9 protein-coding genes are annotated in these 12,985 nt (G+C 62.7%); 2 read left to right on the forward strand and 7 right to left on the reverse strand.

The features are described from left to right. Window positions 1-96 precede the first annotated feature (96 nt). The 7 genes from R3175_RS04925 to R3175_RS04955 form a co-directional block, all read right to left on the reverse strand. On the reverse strand, window positions 97-846 hold the full coding sequence (locus tag R3175_RS04925; protein ID WP_318942759.1) for a Crp/Fnr family transcriptional regulator: 750 nt from the start codon (window positions 844-846) through the stop codon (window positions 97-99). Between the two features lie 165 nt (window positions 847-1,011). Beyond that, window positions 1,012-1,815 carry a peptidylprolyl isomerase gene (locus R3175_RS04930; RefSeq protein ID WP_318942760.1) on the reverse strand — a complete coding sequence of 268 codons (804 nt, stop codon included), beginning with the start codon at window positions 1,813-1,815 and terminating at the stop codon, window positions 1,012-1,014. A gap of 188 nt (window positions 1,816-2,003) precedes the next feature. Further along, window positions 2,004-2,681, reverse strand: coding sequence for a respiratory nitrate reductase subunit gamma (gene narI, locus R3175_RS04935; RefSeq protein WP_318942761.1), 678 nt, complete (start codon window positions 2,679-2,681; stop codon window positions 2,004-2,006). Between the two features lie 20 nt (window positions 2,682-2,701). Next, window positions 2,702-3,442 (reverse strand): nitrate reductase molybdenum cofactor assembly chaperone, encoded by a 741-nt coding sequence (gene narJ / locus R3175_RS04940; protein ID WP_318942762.1) that lies wholly within the window; start codon window positions 3,440-3,442, stop codon window positions 2,702-2,704. Between the two features lie 11 nt (window positions 3,443-3,453). After that, entirely contained in the window at window positions 3,454-5,013 is a 1,560-nt protein-coding gene (narH, locus tag R3175_RS04945) for a nitrate reductase subunit beta (protein WP_318942763.1), read from the reverse strand. After that, window positions 5,010-8,759 (reverse strand): nitrate reductase subunit alpha, encoded by a 3,750-nt coding sequence (locus R3175_RS04950; protein WP_318942764.1) that lies wholly within the window; start codon window positions 8,757-8,759, stop codon window positions 5,010-5,012. Before R3175_RS04950 ends, narH begins: the two co-directional genes overlap by 4 nt. A gap of 164 nt (window positions 8,760-8,923) precedes the next feature. Beyond that, window positions 8,924-10,183 (reverse strand): MFS transporter, encoded by a 1,260-nt coding sequence (locus tag R3175_RS04955; protein ID WP_318942765.1) that lies wholly within the window; start codon window positions 10,181-10,183, stop codon window positions 8,924-8,926. 260 nt (window positions 10,184-10,443) lie between these two features. Between R3175_RS04955 and R3175_RS04960 the strand changes: the two genes are divergently transcribed. Both R3175_RS04960 and narL read left to right on the forward strand, forming a co-directional pair. Next, entirely contained in the window at window positions 10,444-12,264 is a 1,821-nt protein-coding gene (locus R3175_RS04960; RefSeq protein WP_318942766.1) for a histidine kinase, read from the forward strand. 20 nt (window positions 12,265-12,284) lie between these two features. Beyond that, window positions 12,285-12,947: a two-component system response regulator NarL gene (narL, locus tag R3175_RS04965; protein ID WP_318942767.1), complete on the forward strand. Its 663-nt coding sequence runs from the start codon at window positions 12,285-12,287 to the stop codon at window positions 12,945-12,947. Window positions 12,948-12,985 lie beyond the last annotated feature (38 nt).

Consider the following 12,985-nt stretch of genomic DNA (forward strand, 5'->3'; position numbering starts at 1 on the left):
AAGTCCTCGATCAGCTTCACTGGGAAAGAAAAAAGGGGGCAGCGTCCCTTGCATCGCTGCCCCAACAGCCACTGGTGAGAGTGGATTGCGCAATGGTTACTGGCTCAGCGCCACCAACCGATGGGGATTGGGTATGGAGAGCCGGCTTCGGTCGACCCGAACCAGTCCCTGGGCCTTGAGATCCGCCAGGATGCGCGAGAAGGTTTCCGGCTGCATGGCCAGACGGGAGGCCACCTGACACTTCGGCAATGGCAGTTCAACCTCGCCGCCAACCTCCACGCCACCGGGCAGCAGGTCGATAAGGTAGCGGATCAACCGGTCCCGGGCGTTCTGCACGGTCATGATCTCCAGTTCGTGGAAGCGGGAGACCGCACGGCTGGCGTAATGGCGAAGCGCACTCTCGGCATATTCCGGGTGACGCTCCAGCAGTCGCCGGTAGGCCTTCACCGGAATCATCAACACCTTGCCCTGCCCCAGGGATTCGGCATAACAGGCGTACCGGGCCGGATCGGCGTAGATCATCACTTCGGCAAAGCATTCGCCCGGCGCGATGCTGTCCAGCGTCCGGTCCACACCGGAGGCGTCCAACCGGTACAGTCGAAAGCGGCCCTTGATCACAAAGTAGAAGTGCTGGGCCGGCGAATCCTGCCGGTAAAGCAGTTCATGGTGCCCGAGCCCCATTTGGCGTGACTGGGCGAGGAGGCTCTCAACGTCCTTGCGGTCAAAGGCCCGGAAAAGCGCGTGCTCCCTGAGCCGCTGCATATCATCGCTCAGGGGCCGCGACTGGGTGCGGGTAACGAGTACGGGGTTGTGGAAGTGCGGCTCCACTGCCGGTGCTACTCCCATGATTTACTCCTGTGCAGGGTCCTGGCTAACTTGAGATGGTTTCATGGTAAGTGCTGGGCCGGGGAAAGGCGCTCCCCCGTTGGAGGTAGTTGGCAGGGGGAAATTGGGTATCCCCGAAAAAAGCCGGGGCGCAAGGCCCCGGCCAGCAGCCAAAGAATGACGAAATCACTGCATCAGGGGGGAATTCGGCAGTTCGAGATCGACGCCTGAAACACCGGTCTGGCTTGCCAGCACCTGTACGTACTGCCGCAGGGCCCGGCGGGTCACGCTTTCGGTGAGCTGGTGTCGGACCAGCGGCTTGGCCTGTTCAAAGGGCAGTTGCTGCCCCTCCAGCCGATCGTCCACCCGGACGATGTGCCAGCCATAGCGGGATTCCACCAGCTCGTTTGCCAGCCCCGGCGGCAGCGCCCACACCCGGTTCTCGAACTCCGGCACGGTCTGGCCACGGGTGAGCTGTCCCAGAGACCCGCCCTGGTGTCTGGATTCGCAGGCGGAATGCTGTCGGGCCAGTGCCTCGAAGGGCGCTCTTCCGTCCAACAGTTGACCCAGTAGCTGGTTGCCGAGCCCCTCTTGTTGAAAGCGGGCCTCCACGTCGTCCGGCGCGGCCGCCAGCAGGATGTGGCTGGCGTACACCAGGGTGGGGCTGCAGAGGCGTTGGGGGTTGGCATTGTAGAATCGTTGGCAGTCTTCTTCGGTAGGTTCCGGCACCTCCAGCTCCTGTTCCAGGACGGCGGCGATCACCCGTTCCTCGTCGCCCCCGGTGACGCCGATCTCTGTTGCGCGTTGCAGCAACAGCTCTCGGACCACCAGGCTGCGGGCGGCCTCGTGCCAGGCTCTCACCACCTCGTCCGAGGGGTGGTATTGGAGTTCGGCGGCGATGCTGGACTCCGGGATCAGGTGATCGCCGACATAGACGGGCGGAAACTGGTTACGGGGTTTGTCGGCATCTCCGGTGGGGATCAGTTGCATGGTTTGTGCTCCCACTGTTTTTGGTAGGCTGGTCGGATTTGGTGCAAGAGCTTGGCAGGGGGAGACTCGTTCCACCGCTTGGCAGGTACATCCCTGTACCTGACAAGCCCCCAACTCCGTGCGGTTCTCTTGAATTACCGAAAGACTTGGGGACAGATTTCAAATCTGTCCCCAACGGGGCTCATCCATTACGCCCGCTTGCGCACCACCTGGTAGCGCCTTGTCAGGTACTCCAGCGGCGCGCTGAACATGTGCACCAACCGGGTGAACGGGAACACCACGAAGATGGTTAGCCCCAGGAAGATGTGCAGTTTGTAGAGCCAGTGCACATCGGCAATGTGAGCGGCAGAGCCCCCCTGGAAGGTCAGGATGCCCTGGGCCCAGGCCGAGAACTTGAGCATGGTGCCGCCGTCCAGGTGTCCCAGGGTTGGGAAGATGGTCAGCAGTCCCAGCGCCACCTGCAGGGTCAGCAGCAGGATGATCATGTTGTCGGCAAAGCTGCTGGAGGCCCGGACACGAGGGTCGGTGAGACGGCGGACCAGCAGCATCAGCGCGCCGATCAGGCAGGCCACACCAGCAACGCCGCCCACCACGATGGCCATCACCTGTTTCTGGCCGGGGGTGATGAAGGGTTCATAGACCCAGTGCGGTGTCAGCAGGCCCACGAAGTGGCCGAAGAAGATCACCAGGATACCAGCATGAAACAGGCCGCTTGCCAGGGCCATGTTCTTCTTGCGCAGCATCTGGCTGGAGCCTGCCTTCCAGGTGAACTGGCCGTGGTCGTAGCGCACCCAACTGCCAATGAACAACACCGCCAGGGCGATGTAGGGGTAGATCCCGAAGATCAGGGTGTTGAGATAAGACATTCGAATTCCCTCCTGCGCCCTCAGGCGCGCCCGGCCTGGGCCAGCTTGGCCCCCGGCATCAGTTCATCACTCAGGTGGATGGTCTGCACCTGCTCCAGCTCCCGGCGGCGCTGGCCGACGGCGCCCGAACTGCCGCAGGAGCCGCCCTGGTCATCCACGAATTTCACCATTTCCTCCTCCCAGACCCGGTCCAGGGCCTCAGGAGTGTCGTCCCGCGCCTCAGAGGCCACCAGGGTCGCCAGTTCCTGGCGGTCGGGCTCACAACCAGCCAATGCCAGCAGGGCATCGAACAGCACGTGATGCAGGCGGTTGCGCTGGTACAGCCGTTCCGCCAGCAATCCGAGGATGTGGTGGATGTCTTCCAGCCAGTTCTGCACCTCGGCCTGGGGCCGGATGGAAAGGTACTCCAGGAACAGCGGCAGGTAGTCCGGCAACTCGCGGGCATCCAGCTCGAGGCCGGCGGCCTCGTACTGGGCCAGCAGGTCCACCATGGCCTGGCCACGGTCCCGGGATTCCCCGTGGACATGTTCGAACAGCAACAACGACAGTGCCCGTCCCCGGTCGAAGGTTTCGACGTAGGTTTCCTGCAGGTCCATCAGGTCGTCTCCGCAGAACACCTCGATGCAGCGCAGCAGGGCCTGCTTGTGGTAGGCCTTGAGCTGGGAGTCCTCCAGCACCGCCATCGCCAGGTCGTCCCTGGCCTGTTGCATCTCGGCGGTCGGGTAATCCAATAGCCGGGCAATCACTCGAAGAATGGTCATGGCGGTTCTCCTCAGTCCTGCAGTTGCTTCGGGTCCACCTGCTTCACGGTGGAGAGTTGCTGCACCATGCTGGTGGTCTGCTTGCGGCCGCCAAATAGGCTGAACTCGCTGTCGCCGCCGTTGCAGCCGTCGCCGAAGCTGAAACCGCAGCCATTGCGTTCCGGGAAGGCTTCCCGGGCCAGCTCGCGGTGGCTGGTGGGGATGACGAAGCGATCCTCGTAGTTGGCGATGGCCAGGTAGCGGTACATCTCGTCCGCCTGGGTCTTGCTCAGGCCCGCCTCTTCCAGCGCCCGCAGGTCCTCCCGGCCTTCCACGGTCTCGGCCCGCTTGTACAGGCGCATGGCGAGGATGCGTTTGAGGGCGGTGACGATGGGCTTCTCGTCGCCGGCGGTGAGCAGGTTGGCCAGGTACTTGACTGGAATCCGCAGGCTTTCGATCTTCGGCAGCACGCCGTCGAACTCCACCTTGCCCGCCTCGGCGGCGGACTGGATCGGCGACAGCGGTGGCACGTACCAGACCATGGGCAGGGTGCGGTATTCCGGGTGCAACGGCAGGGCCAGCTTCCAATCCACCGCCATTTTGTAAACCGGGCTCTGCTGGGCAGCCTGGATCACGTTCTCGGGCACGCCGTCCTTCTTCGCCTGCTCGATCACCTTGGGATCGAACGGATCCAGGAAGATTTCCAGTTGCTTCTCGTACAGATCCTGCTCACCCGGGGCGCTGGCCACTTCCTCGATGCGGTCGGCGTCGTAGAGCAGTACACCCAGGTAGCGGATGCGGCCGACACAGGTCTCGGAGCAGACCGTAGGCATGCCCGCCTCGATCCTTGGGTAACAGAAGATGCACTTCTCGGACTTGCCGGTCTTCCAGTTGAAGTAGATCTTCTTGTACGGGCAGCCGGAGACACACATCCGCCAGCCTCGGCACTTGTCCTGGTCAATCAGCACGATGCCATCCTCTTCCCGCTTGTAGATGGCGCCACTGGGGCAGCTGGCGACACAGGCCGGGTTGAGGCAGTGCTCGCACAGCCGCGGCAGGTACATCATGAAGGTGTTCTCGAACTGGCCGTAGATGTCCGCCTGGACCTGGTCGAAGTTCTTGTCCTTGCGGCGCTTGGCGAATTCGGTGCCGAGGATTTCCTCCCAGTTGGGGCCCCATTCGATTTTCTTCATGCGCTCACCGGAGATCAGCGACCGGGGCCGGGCCACCGGTTGATGCTTGCCGTCCGGCGCGCTGTGCAGGTGCTGGTAGTCGAAGTCGAACGGCTCGTAGTAGTCGTCGATCTGGGGCAGGTCCGGGTTGGCGAAGATGTTCGCCAGCACCCGGAACTTGCCGCCGATACGGGGGCGGATGCGGCCATTGCTGTCCCGCAGCCAGCCGCCCTTCCACTTGTCCTGATTCTCCCACTCCCTGGGATAGCCGACGCCCGGCTTGGTCTCGACGTTGTTGAACCAGGCATACTCCATGCCTTCGCGGCTGGTCCAGACGTTCTTGCAGGTGACCGAACAGGTGTGGCAACCGATGCACTTGTCCAGGTTCAGCACCATGCCGACTTGGGAACGGATCTTCATTTCACTGCCTCCTGTACATCGTCATTGCCTTCGCCATCGAGCCAGTCCACCCGGTGCATCTTGCGCACCACCACGAATTCGTCGCGGTTGGAACCGACCGTGCCGTAGTAGTTGAAGCCGTAGGAATACTGGGCGTAGCCGCCGATCATGTGGGTCGGCTTCGGGCACACCCGGGTGACCGAGTTGTGGATACCGCCCCGGGTACCGGTCACTTCCGAGCCCGGTACGTTCACGATGCGCTCCTGCGCGTGGTACATCATCGCCATGCCCGGCATCACCCGCTGGCTGACCACCGCGCGGGCGGCAATAGCACCGTTGCTGTTGAACAGCTCGATCCAGTCGTTGTCCTCGACGCCAAGGTCCCTGGCGTCGTCCTCACTGAGCCAGACGATGGGCCCACCGCGGGACAGGGTCAGCATCAGCAGGTTGTCGCTGTAGGTGCTGTGGATGCCCCACTTCTGGTGCGGGGTGATCCAGTTCAGCGCCTTCTCCGGGTTGCCGTTGGATTTCTTGCCGATCATCGGTGCCGCCGCCTTGGTGTTGATGGGCGGGCGGTACACCAGCAGGCTCTCGCCGAAGGCACGCATCCACTCATGGTCCTGGTAGAACTGCTGACGGCCGGTGAGGGTGCGCCAGGGGATCAGCTCGTGGACGTTGGTGTAACCGGCGTTGTAGGACACATGCTCGTCTTCCAGGCCGGACCAGGTGGGGCTGGAGATGATCTTGCGGGGCTGGGCCACAATGTCGCGGAAGCGGATCTTCTCCTCTTCCTTGTTGGTGGCCAGGTGGCTGTGGTCGAGCCCGGTCATCTCCGACAGCGCCTTCCAGGCTTTTACCGCCACCTGGCCGTTGGTTTCCGGCGCCAGCGACAGGATCACCTCGGCGGCGTCGATGGCTGTTTCGATCTTCGCCAGGCCGGCGTTAGCCCCTTCGCTGTGGCGATGATTGAGTTCCCGCAGGAAGTCCACTTCCTTCTGGGTGTTCCAGTTGATGCCCTTGCCGCCATTGCCCAGCTTTTCCATCAGCGGACCGAGAGACGTGAAGCGGGCGTAGACGTTGGGGTAGTCCCGTTCCACGGTGATGAAGTTGGGCGCGGTCTTACCGGGAATCAGCTCGCACTCGCCCTTCTTCCAGTCCTTGACGTCGAACGGCTGGCCCAGCTCCGCTGGCGCATCGTGCAGCAGCGGCAGGGTGACCACGTCCTTCTCCACGCCCAGATGGCCTTCGGCGGCCCTGGAGAACGCCTTGGCGATGCCCTTGTAAATCTCCCAGTCACTGCGGGCTTCCCAGGCCGGATCGGTGGCCGCGGTCAGCGGGTGGATGAACGGGTGCATGTCCGAGGTGTTGAGGTCGTTCTTCTCGTACCAGGTGGCCGTCGGCAGCACGATGTCGGAATACAGGCAGGTGGTGGACATGCGGAAGTCCAGGGTTACCAGCAGATCGAGCTTGCCCTGCTTGGCCTCGTCGCGCCATTTGACCTCCCGGGGTTTGGCTCCCCCTTCCTGGCCCAGGTCCTTGCCTTGCAGGCCGTTGGTGGTGCCCAGCAGGTACTTGAGCATGTACTCGTGGCCCTTGCCGGAGGAGCCCAGCAGGTTGGAACGCCAGACGAACAGGTTGCGGGGGTGGTTCTGCTCCGCGTCCGGGTCTTCGCTGGCGAAGGCCAGGCTGCCGTCCTTGAGGGACTGGGCAACGTAGTCCGCCACTACCATGCCAGCCTTCTCCGCCTCGGCAGCGAGGGTCAGCGGGTTGCGGTTGAGCTGGGGCGCCGACGGCAGCCAGCCCATGCGCTCGGCGCGGACGTTGTAGTCGATCAGGCTGCCGGAGAATTTGGCCTTGTCCGCCAGCGGCGACAGGATCTCGTCCACACCCACCTTCTCGTAGCGCCACTGGCCGGAGTGGGCGTAGAAGAACGAGGTGGAGTTCATGTGCCGGGGCGGGCGCTGCCAGTCGAGGGCGAACGCCAGCGGCTGCCAGCCGGTCTGCGGGCGCAGTTTCTCCTGGCCGACGTAGTGGGACCAGCCTCCGCCACTCTGGCCGATGCAGCCGCAGAGAATCAGCATGTTGATCAGGCCACGGTAGTTCATGTCCATGTGGTACCAGTGGTTCATGCCGGCACCGACGATGACCATGGACTTGCCCTTGGTCTTGTCGGCGTTGTCGGCGAACTCACGGGCAATGCGGATGACTTTCTCGGCCGGTACACCGGTGATCTGCTCCTGCCAGGCCGGGGTATAGGGCTTGACCTGATCGTAGGCGGTGGCGCCATCGTCGTCGCCCAGGCCGCGGTTGATGCCGTAGTTGGCCACCATAAGGTCGAACACGGTGGCCACGTGGGCCTCTTCGCCATTGGCCAGGGTCACCTTGCGGCTGCCCAGCTTGTGGGTCAGGGTGTCGCTGATTGCCACGTGGTTGAAATGCTCGTGCTCAATGCCGCCGAAGTACGGGAAGGCAACATCCACCACCTCGTCGTGGTTCTCCACCAGGGACAACCGCAGTTGAATGGTTTTCTGGTCCCTGCCCTGTTCCTGCTTGAGGTTCCACTTGCCCTTCTCGCCCCAGCGGTAACCGATGGAACCGTTAGGAGCGGTCAGCTCGTCGCCGTCCTCATCGATGGCAATGGTTTTCCACTCGGGGTTGTTTTCCTCACCCAAGCCATCCACCAGGTCACTGGCCCGCAGGAAGCGGCCCGGCACGTAGCGGCCGTCGTCGCCCTTGTCCAGCATCACCAGGTACGGCATGTCGGTGTAGCGTCGGACGTAGTCGGTGAAGTACGGGCTCGGCTTGTCGATGTGGAACTCTTTCAGAATCACGTGGCCCATGGCCATGCCCAGGGCGGCGTCGGTGCCCTGTTTGGGGTTGAGCCATTCGTCGGAGAGCTTGGAGACCTCGGCGTAGTCCGGGGTGATCGCCACGGTCTTGGTGCCCTTGTAACGCACCTCGGTGAAGAAGTGGGCGTCCGGCGTGCGGGTCTGGGGCACGTTGGAACCCCAGGCGATGATGTAGCCGGAGTTGTACCAGTCGGCGGATTCCGGCACGTCGGTCTGCTCGCCCCAGGTCTGCGGTGAGGCCGGCGGCAGGTCGCAGTACCAGTCGTAGAAGCTCATGCAGACACCGCCGATCATCGACAGGTAACGGCTGCCGGCGGCGTAGGACACCATCGACATGGCCGGGATCGGCGAGAAGCCGATGACCCGGTCCGGGCCGTACTTCTTGGCGGTGTAGACGTTGGCGGCACCAATCAGTTCGTTGAGCTCGTCCCAACTGGAGCGGACAAAGCCGCCCATGCCCCGGCGGGTCTTGTACTCGGCGCTCTTCTTGGGGTCCTCAACGATCGACGCCCAGGCCTGTACCGGGTCCGGGTGCTGGGCTTTGGCCGCGCGCCACAGTTTCAGCAGGTGCTTGCGGGCCAAGGGGTATTTCAGCCGGTTGGCGCTGTACATGTACCAGGAGTAACTGGCGCCCCGGGGGCAGCCGCGGGGCTCGTGGTTGGGCAGGTCCGGACGGGTGCGGGGGTAATCCGTTTGCTGGGTTTCCCAGGTCACCAGGCCGTTCTTGACGTAGATCTTCCAGCTGCAGGAGCCGGTGCAGTTCACACCGTGGGTGGAGCGGACGATCTTGTCGTGCTGCCAGCGCTTGCGGTAGCCGTCCTCCCAGTCCCGGTTGACGTCGTGGGTTTCGCCGTGGCCATTGGCAAACGGTTCCCGTTTCTTCCTGAAATAGTTCAGCTTATCGATCAAGTGACTCATGGTCTCTCTCCAGACACGGTGGGTCAGTCGGCAGACACGAATGCCCCCTACCGGGGTCAGCGCCATTTGAGAGTCATTGTGCGAGAGCAAAGGCTGGAAATCTGCGTGGTTACCCCGAGATAACCGGGTTCTATCCCGTTGGGGGTAGACCGGGGGTAACGCTGTCAGGGCAGCGGGGCCTTCCGGTCCGCGGTGGGATGACGACTGCACTCCAGGGTCAGCCAGGCCACCAGGCACAACAGGAACAGCAGCATGAAGACTGAACTGCGCACACTGAGAAAGTCGTTCGCCAGACCGAACAGCAGCGGCAGCAGGAAGGCGCTAGCGCAGGCGCACGCGAGCATCAGGCCACCGACGGTGCCCACCTGCTGCGGGTACTCGTCGAACAACAGCCGCAGCAGTGCGCCCATGCCGCTGCCCATTAAGGCGCTGAGTCCACTCAGCAACAACAGCAACCACGGCAGGGACACGCCAATGTGCCAGTGAATGGGCTGTCGTATGCCATGGATGATCAGGTCGGTATCCGGGTAGGACAGCAGGAACAAGGTTCCAAGGCCACCCAGCAGGGCCAACCGCAGCACCATCACCGCACCGTAGCGATCGGACACCAGGCCTCCGGGTACCTGACAGGCCAGCATGGGTAACGCACACAGCAGCGACCAACGGGCCCCTTCTGCCAGCGACAGCTGGTAGACCGAGGACAGGTAGTCCGGCAACCACAGGATCAATGCGATCGAGCCACCAAACAGGAAGCTGAAGTACAGGCAGAACGGCCAGACGGATGGCGAGACCAGGGATTTGACCGCCCTCAGCCAGGAAGTCTCTGACCGCTGCCGCGGCGACGGCTCCGGGTCGGTCAGGATCAACAGCAACAGCCAGACCAGCAGGATGACGGAAAGATAGGCCAGCGGAGCCAGTTCCCAACTGTAGGCGGTCTGCACCACCGGTACCACCAGATAGGAAAACCCGGCTCCGCCGGTGCCGATACCGAACATGCCCAGCACCATGCCGGCACGGGATGGGGGCATATAGGTCACCAGATAGTGCAGACCCGCACTGAACAGACCACCCGCCGTGCCCAACCCGGCTCCGGCAAGCAGGAAGCCTGCATAGCTGTCGACCCACATCAACAACAGCAAGGCCAGCCCCAATGCCGGCAGGCAAACCAGGATCACCCGTCGCCCGCCCCAACGCTGGGTCAACATCCCCAGGGGTGGGGCCAGCAGTCCGCCGGTGAGGAAGGGGACCGAGAGCAGCAGGGCGAACTGGGTATCACTGAACCAGTAGGTGTTCTTGAGTTCCACGCCCACAACCGCAAACAGCGTCCAGCACGCGAATGCCGTGAAGAAGGCAGCCAGCGTGAGCGGCAGGACGATGATCAGCGATGTATGATCCACCGATACCGGTGCGGTACGGTCGGACATGGCGCCGGTCTCCAGGAGGGGAAATGCCCCATCAGTGTGACCGCCCCGGCCTCCTGGCGGCAAAAGGTTATTGGAGGGATCCCCGCCGGGGGTAATCGTCTACCCCCAAAGAGGTATCCTGGCGGCTACCACATCCCCGTACCATAGGCGATCAAAGGCAAGGGCCTGAAATGCTATGCTTTCCAACGGACCAGTCACAAAGGCGTGAACAACGGGCAGCTATGTTGGGCAATTCTCTGGTACACCGGGTAGGGGCTGTCGTGGCCGCGATCTGCATTGTGGCGCTGATCAATATCGCCCTTTCCCTGACAATCTCTGCCAGCATCCAGGGCAGCGCCACCGCCATCAACCTTTCCGGTTCACTGCGGATGCAGAGTTACAGGCTGCTTGGCGACTGGATTCAGGTCTCCGGCCAGCCCGACAGCTTGAGCCCGGCCTTCCGCCATGAACGTATCGAGTCCTTTACCCAGCGTCTCAACCACCCGGGTCTGGTCAGGGCCCTGCCCGAATCCACCGATCATCCGTTGGTGGTTCAGCACCAGCGCATCATGTCAGTCTGGCAGCAGGAGGTCCGCCCCACCCTGCTGGCAGAGACGTCCAGCCAGTCTGTCAGCCAGCTGCGTCCCCAGATCAACCGGCTGGTGGAACACATTGACGGTCTGGTGTCCCTGCTGGAACAGCGCACCGAGGCCCGTGTCAAATTGATGAACCTGGTGCAGACCATCAGCCTGATCTTCGCTGCCCTGGTGATTTTCCTGATGATGTTCGATATCAAGAACCGGGTGGTGAAGCCACTCGGTCGCCTGCTGGATGTGGCCTACGCGGTGGGCCGTCAGGACTTCAGCCAGCGTGCCCACCTGGAAGGCCGCGACGAACTCAGCCAACTGGGCCGCGCCTTTGACCAGATGACCAGCGCCCTGGCGGAGAGTTACAGCCATCTGGAGTCAGAAGCCAGCGAGAAAACCCGTGAGCTGGAAAAGAGCCATGCTGCCCTGGAACTGCTGCACAAGGCCAGCCGCTCGCTGTATGCCAGCAATGACCTGTGTGGCGGTGCCATTCCCCTGCTGCAGAGCCTGGAGGAGTTGTTGTGCATCGGCCCGATCCGTCTGTTCCTGCACGATCGCTATGCGCCTGAGATGGTGGAGGCCGTCACCACAGCCACCACCGAGCGCCCCTATTACTGCAAGGACCATCACTGCAATGCCTGCCTGGTCACCCCCGCTGCCTATGACGGCATGCCTTCCAGCCAGGACGGTGGTCGCCTGCTGCTGCCCATCCAGACCGCCAACAATCTGCTGGGCACCCTGGAGGTCTGGTATCGCAAGGACCAGGGCCTGCCCTCTACCTCCCGTCGCCTGCTGGAGACCCTGTGCGACCAGCTGGCCACCGCCATCTTCCTGCAGAACCAGATCACCGAGCAGCAGCAGCTCACCCTGGCCGAAGAGCGGGCGGTGATTGCCCGGGAGCTCCACGATTCCCTGGCTCAATCCCTGTCCTACCTGAAAATGCAGGTAGCGCGGCTGCGCCGGGTGGAGCTGATCCAGGACAATGAACCCCTGCACCAGGACATCCTCAACGAGCTGAGCACCGGCCTCAACAGCGCCTATCGCCAGCTGCGGGAACTGCTGACCACCTTCCGCCTGAAACTGGATACTCCGGATTTGGGCACCGCGCTGCGGGAAACCATCAACGAATTCAGCGAACGCCTGGCGCAGCCCATCACGCTGGATTACCACCTGCCGCCGCAGGCGCTTTCGGCCAACGAGGAGATCCATGTGTTGCAGGTGGTGCGGGAGGCCCTGGCCAATACCGTCAAGCATGCCAATGCCACCGAGGTGACCACCTCGGTGAGTTTCAAATCGCCCCAGGTCAAGGTCACCATTAGCGATAACGGTGTGGGCCTGCCCGGCGGGGACCAGCCGGCCCAGCATTATGGCCTGGTCATCATGCAAGATCGGGCCCGGACCCTCGGCGGCAAGTTGACCGTCGGTAACCGGGCATCAGGAGGAGTGGAAGTGAAGCTGTCATTCGTGCCCAAAAGCAGGCACCTTATCCCCACCCAGAGTGCTGCAAACCAATAAACACAGACGAGAGGCAGAACATGTCAGAAACGGACGCCCCAGCCAGCGTACTACTGATTGATGACCATCCCCTGCTGCGACAGGGCATCAAACAACTGGTGGAAATGGAAGAGGACATGGAGGTGATTGGCGAGGCCAGTAACGCCCACGACGGCATCACCCTGGCACTGGACAGCGAGCCGGACCTGATCCTGCTGGACCTGAACATGCCGGAGATCAACGGCATCGAGACCCTGAAACGGCTGCGGGCGGAGAACGTCGGCTCCCGCATCGTCATCTTCACGGTCTCCGACCATGAGGACGATGTAGTCGCCGCCCTGAGGGCCGGCGCCGATGGCTATCTGCTCAAGGACATGGAGCCGGAGGACCTGGTCCCCCAACTGCGTCAGGCGGCCGTGGGCCGGATGGTCATCAGCGACCGGCTCACCACGCTGCTGGCCGAAGCCCTGCGCTCCCAGAAACCCGAAGCCACCGGCGCCAGCTACGACAGCCTCACGCCCAGGGAGAAAGACATTCTCAAGCTGATCGCCGAGGGGCTTTCCAACAAGATGATCGGGCGCAAGCTCGATATCAGCGACGGCACGGTGAAGGTTCACGTCAAGCACCTGCTGAAGAAACTGAACCTTCGCTCCCGGGTGGAAGTGGCGGTCTGGGCCGTCGAGGAAGGCCTCCATAAAGGCTGAGTAATATCAATTCGCTGGCGAATGCTTTGCCCTATGCT

Source organism: Marinobacter sp., from assembly GCF_033722735.1.
GTDB lineage: Bacteria > Pseudomonadota > Gammaproteobacteria > Pseudomonadales > Oleiphilaceae > Marinobacter.